Source organism: Hymenobacter mucosus, from assembly GCF_900188255.1.
GTDB classification, from domain to species: domain Bacteria; phylum Bacteroidota; class Bacteroidia; order Cytophagales; family Hymenobacteraceae; genus Hymenobacter; species Hymenobacter mucosus.
This window is the reverse complement of the sequence record NZ_FZNS01000008.1, coordinates 126,766-144,554: the sequence shown is the minus strand read 5'-3', so window position 1 is coordinate 144,554 and position 17,789 is coordinate 126,766. Positions and strand designations below refer to the sequence as shown.

Here is a 17,789-nt window from a genome sequence, read left to right as displayed (position 1 = left end):
CTTGCCTTACCGTAGAAGCAGTTGCCACTACTCGTTGGCTTTCCTGTATTTCCCCTATTACAGCTAGCTTCGTCCTTTCACTGCACCCTATGAAAATCATAGTCCCGTTTCTACTACTTGCAAGCTTAGCTGCATGTAGTACTGTCTCCTCTACCTCGTCTAGAGGGCGTACGCTTAGCCCTGATCGGGAGATAGGAGAACCCAAACGTCCCTACTCATCTAGTGATACTGTTGTCACTGACACGGCCTCCGTTCCATCCTCAGCTCGTCCGTAGGGCTGCGCTAGTCACTACAACAGAAAAGGCTGCTATGGAAAACCACAGCGGCCTTTTCTGTTGTAGTGATAACAAGACTAGTTAGTCAACGTTGTCGTGCAAGAAGCGGTTGTCGCCCAGCAATTCGTTATCATCAGAGAGATTAAATCGGCTGATGTTCTGCTCTGAAGAAGGTACTACATTTTCCAGTTTCACTTGGCGGCGCAGGTAAGCCGGGGTTTCTAGCTGGTCTTTAATTGCATCATTCGTGAGGCCATTGCTCAGTTCCTGTAGTCGACGACGACGCTCCTCGGCCCGAGCATCCAAGGATGGGCGCGCGAGGGTATGATGCGTGGTAGCAGGAGGAGTAGGTTGCGGCGCGGGCTGAGCCACTGGCTGCTGAAACAAGATTGGATCAGGAGCTGGAGCTGATGGAGCCGACACAACCGGAGGCATATGGGCCACAGGGGCTGGCGAAGTTTCGAGGTCGAACTTAACCGGTTGGGGCTCCGGAACCACCGCAGGAGGCGGGCCAAACGTAGGAACTACGGGCACCGATGGCGCATCTTGACGGTCCCTGTCGAAGATGTTGATTTGGGGGTCAGGCTGAGTTGCAGCAGATTCCGATTCACGAGGAACAACATTGGTGATGTTGTGCGCATCGCGAGCAAAACCAGTGGCAATAACCGTTACGCGGATGCTCTGTCCCAGCGTAGGGTCGATACCGTGACCAAAGATTACTTCAGCATTCTGACCTGCCTTGTCTTGGATGCACTCCGTGATTTCGGTGAGCTCATCCATTTCCAGTTCAGCCTGGTCGCCCGACATGATGCTGAGCAAAATACGCTGAGCGCCGTGAATATCGGTGTTGTTCAGCAGCGGCGAAGCAAGGGCCTCTTCCGCAGCACGCTGGGCGCGGTTCTCGCCTTCCGTGATGCTGCTCCCCATAACAGCCGCTCCCGAGTCCTTCATGACGGTTTTCACGTCTTCAAAGTCCACGTTCACATCGGCCGTTACCGTAATAATCTCGGCAATTGACTTTGCCGCCGTACTCAGCACGTTATCGGCTTTGGCGAATGCTGAACGAATAGGCAAGTTGCCGTAAATCTCACGCAGCTTATCGTTGAGAATTACCAGTACCGTATCGCAGTTATCACTTAGTTCCTTGATACCCTGCTCAGCTTGCTGACGCTTTTTCTTGCCTTCGAACATGAAGGGAGCCGTCACAATACCTACGGTAAGGATACCCAGCTCTTTTGCTACTTTGGCAATAACTGGGGCCGCACCCGTGCCCGTACCACCACCCATACCGGCCGTGATAAAGACCATTTTGGTACCATTGCTGAGCAACTCGCGGATCTGCTCACGGCTTTCAATAGCCGCTTGCTTGCCCCGCTCAGGATTAGCCCCAGCTCCCAGACCTTCGGTCAGGTCAGCGCCTATTTGCAAACGGTTGGGCACCGTCGAGGAAGCTAGCGCCTGCTTGTCGGTGTTGCAGATGATAAACTCCACATCCTTGATGCCCTGGCCAAACATGTGGTTGACGGCGTTGGAGCCGCCGCCCCCTACGCCAATCACCTTGATGATGGATTGGGACTGGGCCGGAATATCGAAAGTAAAATTCATGTGGTGGGGTCTTAGGGTCTTGGGGACTTGGGGTCTTGGCAACAGGTGCTTGAAGTCAGTTCAGTCATCATCAAATCAACAATAAACCAAGACCCCAAGTCCCTAAGACCCAAGTTACCTAATATTGCTTGTCGTCGAAATCATCGATCAGCAGCCCTTTGGTACGGCTGAGGATCTTTTGAAAAAAGTCGCCCGCACCGGAAGGCTTTTTCGGTTCAGGCGCTGGAGCCGGCTGCGGCGCAGCTTGGGCAACGGGAGCAGGCTGGGGTGCCGGGGCGGGCGTATTACGTACTTCCGGAGCCGGACGGTACGCAGGCTGCTCCTGGGGCTCCTCGTAGCCACGCTGGGCCAAACGGTCATCGAGGGACCGGTAGCCCGCTAACACAAGGCCCACGGTAGTAGCAAACATCGGCGACTTTACTGCCTCGATGCGGCTCTTCCCTAGGTGCTCGTTGGGGTAGCCAATCCGGGTATCCATACCCGTTACGTACTCCGTGAGCTGCACCAGGTTTTGCAGTTGCGAGCCACCACCCGTCAGTACGATTCCAGCAGCCAGTTTATCCTGGAATCCTAGCCGCTGAATCTCAGCGTACACGAGCTCCACGATTTCTTCCATCCGAGCCTCAATGATATAGGCGAGGTTCTTCAAGCTGATTTCCTTGGGTGCCCGGTCTCGCAGACCAGGAATGCTTACGATTTCGTATTCGCTGGCTTCCTCGGCAATAGCCTTTCCAAACTTCACCTTCAATTGCTCGGCTTGGTTCTGCATTACCAAGCAGCCCTGCTTGATGTCGCTGGTCACAATGTTACCACCGAAGGGCAGCACGGCAGCATGACGAATGATGCCATCTTTAAAGATAGCCAAGTCAGTAGTACCACCCCCAATATCAATCAGTGCTACGCCGGCCTCTTTCTCCTCGTCGCTGAGAACTGACATAGACGATGCCAAGGGCTCTAGAATCAAGTTATCGATTTCTAGACCCGCTTTCGTAACGCACTTATTGATATTGTTGATAGCTGTGCTCTGAGCCGTAATAATGTGGAAATTGCCCTCCAAGCGCACTCCCGACATGCCTACCGGATCCATAATTCCCTCCTCGTAATCTACCTTGTAATCCTGCGGCATTACATGGATGATTTCTGAGCCGGGTGGCGTTACCAATCGATACATATCGTTGGTAAGCCGGTTCACATCGTCAAGGGTGATTTCGCTATCCTGAGAGGCACGCGTGATGCTGCCGTTGTGCTGCAGACTACGGATGTGCTGACCAGCAATACCCACGTTCACAACACCAATGTTGATTCCTGATTGCTCTTCTGCTTGGCGGATGGCTTTCTTAATGGCGTCAACCGTCTTGTCAATATTCGACACGATACCCCGCACTACGCCCTCCGACACAGCCTTACCCATGCCCAGTATCTCAAGCTTGCCGAACTCGTTTTTTCGCCCCACCAGAGCGCAGATTTTAGTGGTACCAATGTCGAGTCCGACTACAATTTTATCGTTTTGCATGGGAGGAGAGGCGAGGAAGTTGAGGTTGCTTGCAGGTAGGTAGTAGTCGAAAACGCTGATCCTAGGCGTTTTAGAAAGATAATCTTATTCGCAGATGATTTGGTCCTTGAACTCGACGTTGACGCGGTGGTACGTGTCCCAGCCCAGAACCGGAGGAATTTGACGGTAAAATACCATCAGTTTCGCAAATTTCTCCGAAATATTCTCAGGAAAGCCAAATTCTACTCGCTGGTCACCGACCTGTTGAGTGAAGGATAGCTTGCCGTTAGAACCGATGAAAACTTCGGCCACTTGCGCGCGCCAGAACGGTTTCTCATCAATATAACGCAGAAATTCCAGGTAGCGCTGTCCTGTGCTGTCACGGAAGAACCCGGCCGATAGCGGCTGGCCTCCTAATCGAGCTACCGGCACTACCCGGGCCGTAAACAGCGGTGATAGTGGTAGCTTTTCGCCCGCAGCATCGAGGTAGAAGTCTTGGCGGGAATCTGCGTGTACGAGACGAGCGATGGGACGGTTTTGCCGAACATCAGCATGCAGGTTACCGGCTAGGTCGCGGTACACCTGCGCATCTTTCACGAAGCTGTGCGCCTTCAGTCGAGCTTCCAAGGCTTTCAAGTTAAGATCAGCAGGGTCCGCTCCCTCTAGGCGGTCTTCTCCGTGGCGGGTGAGCAGGTTGGTTACTTCCCGCTCACTGATAAAGAAGTTGTTGAACTCGTTGCTAATGCGCACAATCACTCCTCCCACTGGCCGATGAGCCTGCCGTATACCGGCAAACAAGGTTAGCCCTACCAGTAAGGCAAGGCACCCCGTTGCAAACAGCAAGTGGTTGGCTTTACGCTTGAGCTCCATTCCAACGAATGTTCAAAATATTCTTTAATCTAGGCACAAGTTGATCGACGTCTCCAGCCCCAACAGTGGCTAGTACGTCAAAATTCGGGTCGATTTCGGCATTCTGCAAAATTTCTTCCCGTGTTTGCACCGATTTTTGTGGTGCCGTTATTTGGGACAAAATTAATTCAGATGTTACCCCGGGCATAGGGAGCTCCCGGGCTGGGTAAATTTCCATCAGCACTACTTCATCAGCAAGGCTCAGACTTTCAGCGAATCCGGGAGCAAAGTCGCGGGTGCGGGAGAACAAGTGAGGCTGAAAAATCACGCGCAGCCGACGACCCGGGTAGAGGGCCCGCAGGGAACGAAGAAAGGCTTCTATTTCGCGTGGGTGGTGGGCATAATCGTCCACATAAATTTTTGGGGCCATGGCCGAGCCCGTCGTCAGAATGAACTCAAAGCGCCGCTTTACGCCACGGTAGGCCGCTACCGCTATGCGCAGCTGCGCGGGCGTGAGGCCATAAAGCTGCGCAACACAGGCTGCCGCCAGCATATTCTCCACGTTGTGGTAGCCCGGTACAGCAAGCGCTAACTCCTCCACGGTGCCTTGCGGGCCATGCAGTGCAAAACCAAACTGATGCCCCTGGGCAGTTATACTATCAGCATATAACTCTGGCCCCTCCTCCGGCGAAAGCCCGTAGCGAATGACACGCACACCCGTGGGCGCTGCCTGGGCCACGCTGGGGTCGGCCGTATGGTTGATAATTAGCGTGCCGCCGGGTTGAATCTGTCCTACAAATTGCCGGAATGATTCTACCAGTGCGTCCTTGTTGCCATAGATATCCAGATGGTCGGCATCGGTGCTCGTCACGATGGCTACCGTTGGGTGCAGGGTAAGGAAGCTACGGTCGTACTCATCAGCTTCCACCACTACGGGGGTAGTATCGGCGGGTGAGCCGGGAGGCGGTAGTAGCAAGTTAGAACCTAGGTTCACGGAGATACCGCCGAGGAATGCGGCACTAGGCACGCCTGCGTGGTGAAGCAGGTGCGCTACCATGCTACTAGTGGTCGTCTTGCCATGGGTGCCGGCAACGGCAATAGTGGGACGTCCTTGCGTGAGCAGTCCTAGTACTTGGCTCCGCTTACGAATGTCATACCCTTGCTCGCGCAACCAAGCCCATTCCTGATGATCCTTGGGAATAGCGGGCGTGAGTACCACCAACGTCTGGCTGCGATGCTCGCGCACTGCGGCGGGGATATTCTCTACCGCGTCAGCGTAGTGCACCGCAATACCCTCAGCCGTTAGCGCTTCGGTGAGTGGCGTAACAGTTTTGTCGTACCCACTTACCGAGTGACCATTGGCTTGGAACCAGCGCGCCAGCGCCGACATTCCAATGCCGCCTATACCCAGAAAAAAGACGTGGGGAAAAGAGGCTACGGGGCTTGGGCTGGACATTGGATCAGGTGAAAAGGAGAAGTAGAAAATCAGGAGTTAACGGGAGTACCAACCAAGCGTAACAGCTCATCCACGATAGTGGTTGTGGCTTGCGGGCGAGCCAGTTGCCGGATGTTGGCGGCAAGCTTTTGCTGCTGAGATGGAGTAGCTAGCAACCGTAATGCTTCGTCGTACAGAGTGGTAGCTGCCTCAGCATCCGTCACCAGCAGCGCCGCGTCCTGGCGCACCAGGGCCAGCGCATTCTTTGTTTGGTGGTCTTCCGCAACGTTGGGCGACGGCACTAGGATACTTGGTTTACCTGTGAGGCATAATTCCGAAACCGATAGGGCTCCGGCGCGGCTTACTACTACGTCGGCGGCGGCATAGGCAAGATCCATTCGGCCAACAAACTCCAGGGCATTGAGATTGTAAGCCGCGAAAGGAGCCGCCTGTTGCTGCGCCTCTGGGTAATATACCTTACCCGTCTGCCAAAGCAGTTGCACCCCTGCATCGCGCAAGCGTGGCAGAGCCGCCGCAGTAGCTTGGTTGAGTGTACGAGCGCCTAGACTGCCACCAATGACGAGCAGCACCGGGCGGCGGGCATCCAGTCCGAAGAAGGAAAGCGCCTCAGCACGCTGCCCATCGGCTATTTCCATACGAACAGGATTACCGGTCAGCACCAGCTTATCCGCCGGAAAAAATTGCTCCATCCCATCGTATGCCACGCAAATACGCTGGACTCGGCGGGCCAGCAGCTTGTTCACGAGGCCGGCGTAGGAGTTCTGCTCCTGAATCAGGGAGGGAATACCGCGCGACGTGCCCGCCAGCAGTACGGGCGCCGAAGCGTAGCCCCCCACCCCTACTATTGCGTCGGGCCGGAAGTCTTCAATCAGCTTGCCCGCCTTTCGTACGGCGCGCATCACTTTTATAGGGAACAGCAGGTTATCCGGCGTGAGGCGGCGTTGCAGGCCCGCAATATCGAGGCCTACAATCTGGTAGCCCGCCTCGGGCACGCGCGTCATCTCCATGCGGCCGTTGGCGCCCACAAAGAGTATTTCAGCATCGGGCTGACGACGTCGTAGCTCGTTGGCAATGGCCACTGCCGGGAAAATATGTCCGCCTGTGCCGCCGCCACTGATGATTACTTTCATGTGTTAAATGGTGATTGGCAGAAAGCAGATAAGTGCCTGAGCGCTTAGCTGCCTCCGGGCCAGCTTAGGCGTATTGGGATACTCGTGGTATGCGAATCGTATCCTCCGGCTCACCCACCATAGGGCGAATCTCCCGCTCGCCGCGGCTTACAGATAGGATGATACCAATGCTGATACCAGTGAAAATGAGGGACGTACCGCCCATACTCAGCAAGGGCAAAGGCAAGCCCGTAATGGGGCCCAGACCTACAGCTACCCCCATGTTCACCATGGCCTGTAGTACAAGACTAAAGCTCAGCCCCGCAGAAAGCAGCCCCCCAAAGGCGCCGTAGCTGTTCATTACGGTCTTCAGCCCCCGGTACAGGAAGGCGAGGTAGAGGAACAGCACTATTACTCCACCAAACAAGCCATATTCCTCAATAATGATGGCATAGATGAAGTCAGAATATGGGTGGGGCATGATGTTACGCTCCGTGCTCTTACCGGGCCCCTTGCCAAAGATGCCACCGGTAGCCTCCGCTATGTACGCGTGTTCTAGTTGGAAGGGCACTGGTTTAGTAGGATCCGTGAAGTTCTCGATACGAGAAATTACCGTCTTGTAGCGCTGACCGGCTACCAAGCCCACGCCTCCTACTAGCACCCCAATGGCTACCATTACGGCCATCTGCTTGAGCGGCACCCGCCCAATAAACATAAGGAGCAGGCAGGTAGCAAATAGCAGCAACGCCGTGGAAGCGTTGGAAAGAATAATCAACCCGCAGATAACCCCTACCCATAGCATTACCGGCAGTAGCGTGGTCTTAAAGTCGTCGACGTGCTGCTGACGACGGCTCAACATGGAAGCTAGGTGAGAAATCAGGGCCAGCTTGGCTAAGTCCGAAGGCTGGAAGGTTTGGTTGATAACCGGAATGGTAAGCCAGCGCGAAGCTTCGTTGATGTTCGAACCCATCACGAAGGTGAAAATCAGCAGTGGTACCGAGGCCAGCAGGGCGTAGAGCGACAAGCGGGAGTAATAGCGGTAGTCGATGCGATGTGCCAGCCACATAAAGAACAAGCCCACAAAGATGAGCCCGGTGTGCTTGAGCAAATAGTACTCGTTGTAATTGCCCTTCTTGTAGGCCAGCGTACCAGTGGAGGAGTACACGACCGCAATGGAGATAAACGAGAATAGCAGCACGATGCCCCACAGAATAGGGTCGCCCTTCAGGTTCTGCCGCAGCCAGTTGGTGATGGGTTCCATGTGGTGAAGTGATGAAGTGGTAAAGTACGCGCGCAACCGACCAGGGCCGGCCCGCTACTCGTTGGCTTCCGCGTTTGTTTGGTCGTCGGTGAGTGCTGCCACAGCCGCCATAAATTGGTGGCCCCGGTCTTCGTAGTTCCTAAATAGGTCAAAAGAAGCGCAGGCTGGGGACAGTAGCACTACATCGCCGGGAGCCGCCAGAGCGGCGGCGCGCTGCACAGCGTCGGTCATGCTGCGGGTTTCTTCTACATGCGGCACCACCGGCCCAAAGGTGGCCGTCAGCTTCTCGTTGTTTACTCCCAGACAGATCAGGGCCTTCACGCGGGTAGCCGCCAGCGGCAGCAGCGTGGAGTAATCATTTCCCTTATCGGTGCCCCCGGCAATCCAGATAATCGGGCGGTCAATGCCATCGAGGGCGTACCAGGCCGCCTCTACGTTGGTGGCTTTGCTGTCATTGATGAAGCGGGCACCGTTCAACTCGCCTGCTACTTGGAGCCGATGGCTCGCGTTTCGGAAGCTTGCCAGGTGCTTTTCTATTTCCGCACCCGAAATCCCGGCAATGCGGGCGCAAAGCACTGCGGCAAGGGTATTTTGCCGGTTGTGTTGCCCAATCAGTGGTGATGCCGTGGTACTAATTTCTTCGGTTGCGCTGTAGAAACCCGGCAGCATATCAATGCACAACCGGTCTTCCTCCATGTAGTAGCCCGCCAAGTGATAATCAGGGCGCTTGTGCAGGCTAAATGGCATCTGCCGCACAGGGCGCAGGGCGGCCTTGAAGTGCTGCTGGATATTCTCGTCGTCGGCGTTGTACACAAAGTAGCCGCTACTGTCCTGGTTGCGCACTATCCGCAACTTGGCCTGCGCATACTCCGCCATGGAGTAGTTGTACCGGTCGAGGTGGTCAGGAGTGATGTTCAGTAGGACAGATACCCAAGCCTGAAAAGTATACGTGTCGTCTAATTGAAAGGAACTCAGCTCTACCACGTAGTAGTCGAAGACATCCTCAATAACCTGCTCCGCCAAGCTATAGCCCACGTTGCCAGCTAGTCCTACCTTCAGACCTGCTTTCTTCAGCAAATGGTAGGTAAGCAGGGTAGTTGTGGTCTTGCCGTTGGTACCCGTGATGCAAATGCACCGGGCCCGCGTGTAGCGCCCAGCCAGCTCAATCTCTGAAATGATGGGCGTGTCTTGTTCGCGCAGTGCCTGAATAATGGAAGCCTTTTCCGGGATACCCGGGCTTTTTACTACTTCATCGGCGCGCAGGATTTGGTCCAGCGTGTGCTGGTTTTCCTCGAAAGGAATCCCAGCCGCCGTCAGCTTCTGCTTGTACACTTCCTGAATAGGGCTTTTGTCTGACACAAACACGGTGTGCCCTTTGGCCTGCGCAAGCAGCGCTGCCCCTACCCCACTTTCTGCAGCTCCTAGTACGACAATGTGCATAGATGTTCAGATTGCAATCCTCGCCGCAGCGAGAACTTTCATTAGCGTAGTTTCAAGGTTACCAGCGTCAGTACGGCGAGCATAATGCTCACAATCCAGAAGCGCGACACGATTTTAGACTCGTGGTAGCCCAGCTTCTGGTAGTGGTGGTGCAGGGGCGACATGCGGAGCAAACGGCGGCCTTCCCCATACTTGCGCTTGGTGTACTTAAACCAGCTTACCTGCACCATCACCGAGAGGTTCTCAATCAGAAACACGCCGCACAGCACTGGAATCAGCAGCTCCTTGCGCACGATAATGGCTAGCACGGCAATGATACCGCCGATTGCGAGGGAGCCCGTATCACCCATAAAGACTTGGGCGGGATAGGAGTTATACCACAGAAAGCCCACACAAGCTCCCACGAAGGCAGTGCAGAAGATTACCAGTTCCCCAGAGTTCGGAATGAACATTACGTCGAGGTAGTCGGCCAACAGGGCGTTACCACTCACGAAGCAGAAGATAGCCAGCGTGATGCCAATAATGGCTGAAGTACCTGCCGCTAAGCCATCAAGGCCATCGGTGATGTTGGCACCGTTGCTCACCGCGGTGATAATCAGGATGACGATGGGAATGTAGAAGAAGGCGTAGTACTCATTGAAAAAGTCGCCAGCCGTAGCAAACAGGTCGCCGTAGTTCAGCTCATTGTTCTTGAGGAAGGGCACCGTCGTAATCATCAGCTTCACATCTTGGTAGATGCCGCTGGCATCCACGGCCGAGAACGAGCCATTAGCTAAGGCATACTGGCGTACGGTCACGTCGTTGGAAAAGAACAGCACCCACCCCACCGTCACGCCTAACCCTACCTGGCCCAACACTTTAAAGCGACCGGCCAAGCCTTCTTTGTCTTTCTTTACTACTTTAATATAGTCGTCCACGAAGCCAATTAGCCCCAGCCACACGGTGCTGAGCAGCATGAGCACGATGTAGATGTTGTCGAGCTTAGCAAACAGCAGCACCGGCACCAAGATGGCCAGCAGAATGATAAGCCCACCCATTGTAGGTGTGCCTTTTTTTTCATTCTGGCCTTGTAAGCCCAGGTCACGAATAGTTTCTCCAATCTGCTGGCGCTGAAGGGCCCGAATAAGCGGCGCTCCAAAGAACTGGGCAATAATGAGCGAAGTAACTACGGCCAACGCTGCCCGAAACGAAATGTATTGAAATACACCCGCGCCCGGCAGGTGATGCACTTTGTAGAGGTAATTGAAGAGGTAATACAACATGGGCGCGAGGTTCAGCAGTTGGGTTTCAGCGGCATTCCAAACTGCAAAGGTTTCGTTTTTTGGGTTGGGGTCAAAGGTTGTGTTTGTGCTGATTTTAGCCTATCCAAGACCTATCGCACGGTAGCCAGCGCCTTGGGCAGACTGTTTTGGAGCTGTTATTTCCCAAGTAGATCAAACATTTCTGTTAGCACCTGCTTGTCGTCGAACTCGGCCCGCACGCCTTTTACTTCCTGATAGGTTTCGTGGCCCTTACCTGCTACCAGTACAATGTCGCCGGGCTGGGCTAGGGCTACGGCCGTCTTGATGGCTTCGCGTCGGTCGGCAATGGTCAGCACTTTCCCCAAGTCCTCGACGGGCACACCGCCTTGCATTTGGGTTAGAATATCGTTGGGATCTTCAAAGCGGGGGTTGTCGGACGTCAGCACGGCGCGGTTGGAGAGCTGGGCGGCCAAGCGCGCCATAATGGGGCGTTTGGCCCCGTCGCGGTTGCCCCCGCAGCCCACCACCGTAATTACCTGCTGACTAGGCTGGCGAATGTCAGCAATGGTTTGAAGCACGTTTTCCAGCGCATCAGGCGTGTGCGCATAGTCTACAATGCCGGTGATGCGCACTTTAGAAGATACTACCGGCTCGAACCGACCAGGTGCTGATGTCAGGCCCGATAGTACTGTGAGCACTTCCGTCGAATCTTCCCCTAGCAGTACCGCCGCGCCATAAATAGCCAGCAAGTTGTAGGCATTGAATACTCCGATAAGACGAAACTGCACTTCCTGACCGTCAACCTCCAGGTGTAAGCCGTGCACAGCATTTTCTAGCAGCTTGCCCCGAAACGTCGCCGTTCCCCGCAACGAGTAGGATTCGCGGCGGCCTACCACATTCTGCAGCATCACCGGACCGGGCTTATCGTCGGCATTCGTGAGGGCAAAGGCCGTTTTAGGCAGCATGTCGAAGAACCCCTTCTTGGCCTTGAGGTAGGCATCGAAGGTCCCGTGGTAATCGAGGTGGTCGTGCGTAAGGTTGGTGAAGATACCGCCCGCAAACTGCAACCCCGTAATGCGGTGCTGCACTACGGCGTGGGAGCTAACTTCCATGAACACATGGGTGCACCCAGCCTTTAGCATGCGAGCTAGTAACTCGTTCAGACGGATGGCGTCGGGGGTAGTATGCGTAGCTGGAATTACCTGCTCGTCGATTTGGTTTTGCACCGTGCTCAGCAGGCCACAGTGGTAGCCTAGCTCCCGGAAGAGCTTGTGCAGCATAGTAGCGCAGGTGGTCTTGCCGTTAGTACCCGTCACACCCACCAACTGTAGCTTCCGCGAAGGATGTCCGTAGAACTCGGCGGCCATGCGGGCCATTGCCTCCGCGCTGTCGGCTACCTGCACGTAGATAGTAGTAGAGGCCAGGTCGGCCGGCAACTCCTCGGCTATTATTACCGCGGCCCCCTGCTCTACTGCTTTCGGAATAAACTGGTGACCATCGGTAGCGGTGCCGCGCAACGCAAAGAACACGGTGCCAGGTCCAGCCTGGCGCGAGTCTAGCGTGAGGCCACTAACAGAAACATCTGTAGCGCCATGCTGGGCTAGCACAACTACAGGAGCGAGGAGAGCGGAAAGAGCAGTAGCTTGATTCAAGGGTAGGGTGGGGCGATAAGGAAGGCGGGGCTAGCCTTCGCGTTTTTGTGTTGCAATTACCGTATGGGCGGCAAGAATTATCTTCTTCGGGAAACGACGGAGTTTACTAGTGCTTTGTCATTGCTCCCGACTGGGTCTTTCCCCCATGCGATGCCGTAGCCGTGGCGCTGGCCGATGTGGTACGCGGGCCGTGGCTATCAGCCATCGTAGCCATGCCGGGCGTGGGCGGCGCAGCAGGGACCGGAGCAGTTGCCCGCCCGCCAATGGGTTCTAGTTGCAGTAGTACCGTAGCTCCGCGCCGTACTGCCGAGCCAGCGGCTACGGACTGCGTTTTCACTCGGCCAGTTCCGAAAGAACGCACTCGCAGGCCCCGATTCTCTAGCAAAAACAAAGCGTCACGCAGTGTTAGGCCCTGCACATTGGGGACACGCCCAGGGCGCACTGCCAACGGCTTCAAGGACAGCTTTTCCGCTTCCGCGCCAGATGCGGTGCGCACCCAGTCATCGCCCTCGGTGGCTCCTTCGTGGCCAACCCCTAGTTGGGTAAATACCAGTGACAGTTCGTCCTGCATGCCGGCCTGCACCTGCGGCACCCGCGACCTGGCCTTGGGAGCCCGAGCCAGCAAAGGCCGCAGGCTGGCGGCGTCGCGCGCCATGGCTTTGTCGGCCACTTCCTTAAATACGGGAGCTGCTACTTCCGCCCCCGACCAGCCGCCGCGCTTAGGCGAGTCAACTACCACGATGCAGCTGTACTTGGGTTGGTCGGCGGGAAAGTAGCCGCAGAAGCTGGTGGAATACATCTTTGTGTACGCGCCATTTTTGAATTTCCAAGCCGTACCCGTTTTGCCAGCAATAAGGTAGTCGTTGGAGCGGATGCCCCGGGCCGTACCTTCGCTTACTACGCCTTCCATCATGGAGCGCACCTTCTCCAAAGTCTCGTCAGAGCAGATTTTGGGGTTGAGTACCTGAGGCTCAAAGTGTTCCAGCACGTTGTCGGCCTGCTTAATTTCCTTTACAATCATGGGCTGCACCTTCACCCCGTTGTTGGCTACAGCATTATAAAACGCTAAAGTTTGGAGGGGCGCCAGCTTCAGTTCATAGCCAATGCACATGGTAGTCAAGGAAGTACGGCTCCAGCTACGATCCTGAGGGTCTTTGATGTAGGGGCGCGCTTCGCCGGCCATCTGGAAGCCGAGAGGCTTATCAAGGCCAAAGCGCTTTAGGTAGTCCGTGTACCTATCGGGGTTGCGGCTAAACTGTCGGTCCACGAGCACGGCTACTCCAATGTTAGACGACTTCTCGAACACCTGCTTGATGGAGATGCGGCCGTTGGCATGGGTATCGGTCTTTACGGCTCCCCCAATTCGCATGGAACCCGTGTTGCCGGTGTTCACGGTATCGGTGAGGTCTAGGTCGTGGTTTTCCTCAAACACAGCCATCAATGAAGCCAGCTTAAACGTAGAGCCCGGCTCAGTACGGCCCTGGTCGGCAATGGCGTAATTGTAGTCTTCACGGTACACGCCATCAGCTACTTTACCCAAGTTAGCCACCGCCTTAATTTCGCCGGTCTTCACCTCCATGAGAATCACGCAGCCATACTGGGCATCGTTATCTACCAAGGATTTGTAAAGGGCATTTTCGGCCACGTCTTGCAGATTGATATCAAGCGTGGTTTTGATGTCATAGCCCGGTTGAGGCTTTACTTCTGTACCATCATAAATAGGCTTGTTGCCGCCGGGTACTCGCTCGAACAGGGCTTCTCCGTCTTTGCCGGCCAAGTGGCGGTTAAAGGTGAATTCTAGCCCCGCACCGTTCTTGTCTTCATTGATAAAACCAATGGTACGCTGCGCCAGCCCGCCAAAAGGCCGGAAGCGTTTGTCTACCTTTTCAAAAATCACTCCGCCCTTGTTCTTGCCTTCCCGGAAGATAGGCCACTGAGCTAGCTCCTTTTTTTCTTGGAAGTTAATCTGCCGGGAGTTCAGGCGCAGGTAGCGCACCGGCGTCTTGGATTTCTTAGCATTCACCAGCCGACGCCGATACTCCCCTGGAGTTCTGTCCTGGAAGAAGTTAGAGAGCAGGTGTGCCAGGGAGTCTACCTTGCGGTCAAACAGATGGCTATCTACCACGCTGGGGTCCCAAGCTACCCGGTAGAAAGGCAGCGAAGTAGCCATAATGCTGCGGCCATCGGAGGCGAATATGTTGCCGCGGGTGGCAAACACGGGTTGGTATACTACACGCCGCTCTTGCTCCAGGGCACGCCACTGTTCTCCCTGGGCAAATTGAATTTGGGTGACCTTCCACACAATGGCGCACGAAAACAGGCTGACGCCCAAAAACGCCAGCCGAATGCGGGTGACAATACTTTTTTTAACGTTTCCTTTCATTGCGGCGATGGGCAGAACGATTGGAAGATGAAGATTCACTGGAGGGCACCGGGTTGCCGTTCACGTCAACCCCGATGGGCATAGGCGGCGCGGCTTCCGCTACGCTGTCGTCATCGGACAACACGCGCTCAGAAGCGCGACGAATGGAGTCGGCCTTGGCGCGGGCCGACATAGCGGCTACGGAGTCCGCCGTCAGCAATGGCACTTCTTCGAGCCGAGCTTCATCGATGCGGCCAGCGGGCACCGTAATGCGAAACGGAGGCGAGGAGCTTTCCACTAACCCATAAGCGGCCACCTTGCGCGCTACTTCGCTTTGCTTGCTGGCTTCCATATAATCGGAGGAAAGGGTGGTATAATCGGCGCGAAGATCTTCTGTTTCCAGCTTTAGCTTCTGGATGCTGCGGTTCATGCGTGTGGCGTAGTGCGTGTTACCGATGTACACCAGCGTCAGGAACATGATGAACAGCAAGTGGGGCAGGTAGCGCACCGGTAGCCCTTCCCGAAATAGACCATCAACGCGCGTAATGCGCTCTAGCAGCGTAAATACGCTCCATGTAGCCCGCTTTTGGGCCGCGGGCCTAGGGGTGCGGGGTGGCTTGGGCGCCGACGCGGGAGTGGGCTCCGGTTTCGGCTCGGGCGCACGTACCGGTTCAGGCACCACGGCGCGGGGCGCATTGGTACGAGGCTGGCTGGCGACGGGTCTGATCGTATTGGTAGCCACTGGAGTCAGTTATTCGGGGGCTATGGCTGAAGAGACAAGGTGATTAGCTTAGCTCTCCGACGGTTTGCAGTGCAAAACGCAGTTATTCGTAGCCCATTGTTTTTATTCATTTTTTACCGCTATCCGCAACTTAGCACTTCGGGCCCGCGGGTTGAGGGCCACTTCTTCGTCAGATGCTTCTACTGGCTTGCGGGTCAGGGCATCAAAGGGCACATTGGTGCGGCCAAAGAGGTCCTTTTCTACTTCGCCAAAGAATTTACCCTTGGCAATAAAGTTTTTCACCAATCGGTCTTCCAAGGAGTGGTAGCTCATCACCACCAGCCGACCGCCGGGGCGTAGCACCTGGGCCGTTTGGGTTAGCATTTCCTGGAGGGCGGTCATCTCGTCGTTAGCTTCGATGCGCAACGCCTGAAATACTTGAGCGAGGTATTTGTTTTCCTTACCGCGGGGCGTCACCGAAGCAATAGCCTTTTTGAGCCCTGCAATGGTTGAAATGGTTTGACCACGCCGGGCCGCCACCACGGTAGCGGCCAAGGTCCGAGCATTAGTTACTTCCCCGTACATGCCGAAGATGCGGTGCAGGTCGGCTTCGGAGTATTCGTTGATGATGTCAGAAGCCGATGTGTCGCCATCCTCCGCGTTCATGCGCATATCCAGAGGGCCATCGAAGCGGGTGCTGAAGCCTCGCTCGGGCGTGTCAAACTGATGCGAAGACACTCCTAAGTCTGCCAGCAGACCATCAACGGGCAGGGCGCCGCGCTGCTGCAAGGCGGTGTACAAGTCGCGGAAGTTGCTGCGAATAAATGTGAACTGCGGGCGGGCCAGCTTCTGGGCTTCCTGTTCAGCATCGGCGTCCTGGTCGAAGCTGTAGAGATGGCCGGTGGTCAGGCGCTCAAGAATTCGAGCCGAGTGGCCGCCGCCCCCAAAGGTCACATCAACGTAGCGGCCACCAGGCTGCAAGTCGAGGCCTTCTAGGCACTCGCGCAGCATCACGGGGCGGTGGTATGCAGTATCGTTCTGGTAGTCGGGCAAGGTAGTGCTCATGCGGCCAGGGGGCCGCCAAGGCCGTTGTCGGTGGTAAGAAATTTTTGAGCCAGCTTCGAGAAGCTTTGCTGGTCTTTGATGAGGAAGTCATCGTAGCGGGCAGGGTCCCAGACTTCGCAGCGGTTGCCAAGGCCCACAATAATGGCTTCCTTCTCAATGCCGGCATAGCGGCGCATGGAACCCGGCAGCATAAACCGCCCAATGGTGTCTAGCTCCACTTCCGTCATTCCCCGGAAGAAATTGCGCTGAAATTGCCGGTACTCTTCGTTGAACTCATCCAGCGCCATCACCTTTTCGTGAATCACGCGCCACGCTGCCCGCGGGTACAGTACCAAGCAGGGTTCAAATCCTCGCACCAGTACCAATTGATTGCCGGACGCTTCCGGCAGATTGCCCTTTACCTTAGCCGGCAGCACCAGCCGACCCTTGGGGTCGAGCTTGCACTCGTATTCGCCGGAGAGGAGCAAGGACATGGGCAGGAGTAGTCATAGAAGCGGGTTATAGCAAAAGTACGGAACCACTAGGAAAAGGCAACCACCTTTTACCATTTTCTACCACCAACTAAAAAGGCCACTAGCAATGCATAAATGCCCTTTTTGCTGGGTAGCCAAATCGAATAGCGCGGAACGCGAATAGCTTACCATCCACCCTTGACAGAATGTCAGACTTTATTTCTCTGCTTTGGTGGTAAACATCATTCACTAGAATCTTACGCTCAAACTCACGCTGTGTGGTGCTTAGTCCCGCTTGCTATGCCAGCAGTAGTGGCGCTTAGTGTGTATCTTTGCAACTCCATGAAACGCCCGTTGCTACATCGGCTCTTCAGTGTCTGGTTGGCGCTGTTAGTTCTTGCCTCCTCGGTAGGCCTGACGGTGCAGCAGCATACTTGCCGGCAGAGCGGGCAGCACACGACGGCTATAATATTCAGCCCAGCTCGGCATGGCTGCCCGCCCACAACAGCCCCGAACCTACCTGCGTCCTCTCGCAACACGAAAGCCCAGCTCACAAAATCGTGCTGCGAGTTTGGGGCGCATTTCCACAAGCTGGATGCCTCGACGGTAGATGGGACGTGGGCGAAGGCTCCCCTGCCCCTTCTTGCTCCACACTGGCCTGTAGCTTTTTCGTGGGCAGCACTAGCGGTTAGCACCGCCTTACCGGGCACTGAAAAGTGGCATGCTGGTGATACCTCTCCCCCGCTGCGCGCGGGCCGGGCACTGTTATTTTTCGTGTGCACCCTCATTGTATAGAAGAGCTTACTACC

The 17,789-nt window shown here is 55.5% G+C and carries 14 protein-coding genes; 1 reads left to right on the top strand and 13 read right to left on the bottom strand.

Annotation, left to right across the window (positions count from 1 at the left end; genetic code table 11):
* Window positions 1–356: 356 nt before the first annotated feature.
* The 13 genes from ftsZ to mraZ form a co-directional block, all read right to left on the bottom strand.
* The gene (gene ftsZ, locus CHB83_RS17655) at window positions 357–1,880 is read right to left on the bottom strand and encodes a cell division protein FtsZ (RefSeq protein ID WP_089333575.1); all 1,524 of its coding nucleotides are present in this window, start codon (window positions 1,878–1,880) and stop codon (window positions 357–359) included.
* A 118-nt stretch (window positions 1,881–1,998) separates the two neighbouring features.
* Entirely contained in the window at window positions 1,999–3,393 is a 1,395-nt protein-coding gene (gene ftsA / locus CHB83_RS17650; RefSeq protein WP_045689111.1) for a cell division protein FtsA, read from the bottom strand.
* 84 nt (window positions 3,394–3,477) lie between these two features.
* Entirely contained in the window at window positions 3,478–4,242 is a 765-nt protein-coding gene (locus tag CHB83_RS17645; protein ID WP_045689110.1) for a cell division protein FtsQ/DivIB, read from the bottom strand.
* The gene (gene murC / locus CHB83_RS17640; protein ID WP_089333574.1) at window positions 4,226–5,677 is read right to left on the bottom strand and encodes a UDP-N-acetylmuramate--L-alanine ligase; all 1,452 of its coding nucleotides are present in this window, start codon (window positions 5,675–5,677) and stop codon (window positions 4,226–4,228) included. Before murC ends, CHB83_RS17645 begins: the two co-directional genes overlap by 17 nt.
* A 29-nt stretch (window positions 5,678–5,706) precedes the next feature.
* Complete coding sequence (gene murG, locus CHB83_RS17635; protein WP_089333573.1) at window positions 5,707–6,807, bottom strand: undecaprenyldiphospho-muramoylpentapeptide beta-N-acetylglucosaminyltransferase; 1,101 nt, start codon at window positions 6,805–6,807, stop codon at window positions 5,707–5,709.
* A gap of 64 nt (window positions 6,808–6,871) precedes the next feature.
* A complete protein-coding gene (locus CHB83_RS17630; protein ID WP_089333572.1) occupies window positions 6,872–8,047 on the bottom strand; it encodes an FtsW/RodA/SpoVE family cell cycle protein in 1,176 nt (391 codons plus the stop codon).
* A 54-nt stretch (window positions 8,048–8,101) separates the two neighbouring features.
* Entirely contained in the window at window positions 8,102–9,487 is a 1,386-nt protein-coding gene (gene murD / locus CHB83_RS17625; protein WP_089333571.1) for a UDP-N-acetylmuramoyl-L-alanine--D-glutamate ligase, read from the bottom strand.
* Window positions 9,488–9,528: 41 nt separating this feature from the next.
* On the bottom strand, window positions 9,529–10,749 hold the full coding sequence (mraY, locus tag CHB83_RS17620; protein ID WP_045689106.1) for a phospho-N-acetylmuramoyl-pentapeptide-transferase: 1,221 nt from the start codon (window positions 10,747–10,749) through the stop codon (window positions 9,529–9,531).
* A gap of 155 nt (window positions 10,750–10,904) precedes the next feature.
* Window positions 10,905–12,380, bottom strand: a complete 1,476-nt coding sequence (locus CHB83_RS17615) for a UDP-N-acetylmuramoyl-L-alanyl-D-glutamate--2,6-diaminopimelate ligase (protein ID WP_089333570.1) — start codon at window positions 12,378–12,380, stop codon at window positions 10,905–10,907.
* Window positions 12,381–12,486: 106 nt separating this feature from the next.
* Window positions 12,487–14,763 carry a penicillin-binding protein gene (locus CHB83_RS17610; protein WP_089333569.1) on the bottom strand — a complete coding sequence of 759 codons (2,277 nt, stop codon included), beginning with the start codon at window positions 14,761–14,763 and terminating at the stop codon, window positions 12,487–12,489.
* Complete coding sequence (locus CHB83_RS23860) at window positions 14,747–15,484, bottom strand: FtsL-like putative cell division protein (RefSeq protein WP_072144721.1); 738 nt, start codon at window positions 15,482–15,484, stop codon at window positions 14,747–14,749. The genes CHB83_RS17610 and CHB83_RS23860 overlap by 17 nt, the downstream gene beginning before the upstream one ends.
* A 102-nt stretch (window positions 15,485–15,586) precedes the next feature.
* Complete coding sequence (rsmH, locus tag CHB83_RS17600) at window positions 15,587–16,528, bottom strand: 16S rRNA (cytosine(1402)-N(4))-methyltransferase RsmH (RefSeq protein WP_089333568.1); 942 nt, start codon at window positions 16,526–16,528, stop codon at window positions 15,587–15,589.
* On the bottom strand, window positions 16,525–17,001 hold the full coding sequence (gene mraZ, locus CHB83_RS17595; RefSeq protein ID WP_089333567.1) for a division/cell wall cluster transcriptional repressor MraZ: 477 nt from the start codon (window positions 16,999–17,001) through the stop codon (window positions 16,525–16,527). The genes rsmH and mraZ overlap by 4 nt, the downstream gene beginning before the upstream one ends.
* 321 nt (window positions 17,002–17,322) lie before the next feature.
* Here mraZ and CHB83_RS23595 point away from each other — a divergent pair, with 321 nt between their 5' ends.
* Window positions 17,323–17,775 (top strand): HYC_CC_PP family protein, encoded by a 453-nt coding sequence (locus tag CHB83_RS23595; protein ID WP_143437180.1) that lies wholly within the window; start codon window positions 17,323–17,325, stop codon window positions 17,773–17,775.
* The last annotated feature ends 14 nt before the right edge of the window (window positions 17,776–17,789 follow it).

Coding starts and splice junctions, on each gene's coding strand:
- ftsZ (WP_089333575.1), bottom strand. CDS start 1,880: ATGAATTTTACTTTCGATATTCCGGCCCAGTCCCAATCCATCATCAAG.
- rsmH (WP_089333568.1), bottom strand. CDS start 16,528: ATGAGCACTACCTTGCCCGACTACCAGAACGATACTGCATACCACCGC.
- CHB83_RS17645 (WP_045689110.1), bottom strand. CDS start 4,242: ATGGAGCTCAAGCGTAAAGCCAACCACTTGCTGTTTGCAACGGGGTGC.
- CHB83_RS17630 (WP_089333572.1), bottom strand. CDS start 8,047: ATGGAACCCATCACCAACTGGCTGCGGCAGAACCTGAAGGGCGACCCT.
- mraY (WP_045689106.1), bottom strand. CDS start 10,749: ATGTTGTATTACCTCTTCAATTACCTCTACAAAGTGCATCACCTGCCG.
- mraZ (WP_089333567.1), bottom strand. CDS start 17,001: ATGTCCTTGCTCCTCTCCGGCGAATACGAGTGCAAGCTCGACCCCAAG.
- murG (WP_089333573.1), bottom strand. CDS start 6,807: ATGAAAGTAATCATCAGTGGCGGCGGCACAGGCGGACATATTTTCCCG.
- ftsA (WP_045689111.1), bottom strand. CDS start 3,393: ATGCAAAACGATAAAATTGTAGTCGGACTCGACATTGGTACCACTAAA.
- murC (WP_089333574.1), bottom strand. CDS start 5,677: ATGTCCAGCCCAAGCCCCGTAGCCTCTTTTCCCCACGTCTTTTTTCTG.
- murD (WP_089333571.1), bottom strand. CDS start 9,487: ATGCACATTGTCGTACTAGGAGCTGCAGAAAGTGGGGTAGGGGCAGCG.
- CHB83_RS17610 (WP_089333569.1), bottom strand. CDS start 14,763: ATGAAAGGAAACGTTAAAAAAAGTATTGTCACCCGCATTCGGCTGGCG.
- CHB83_RS23595 (WP_143437180.1), top strand. CDS start 17,323: ATGAAACGCCCGTTGCTACATCGGCTCTTCAGTGTCTGGTTGGCGCTG.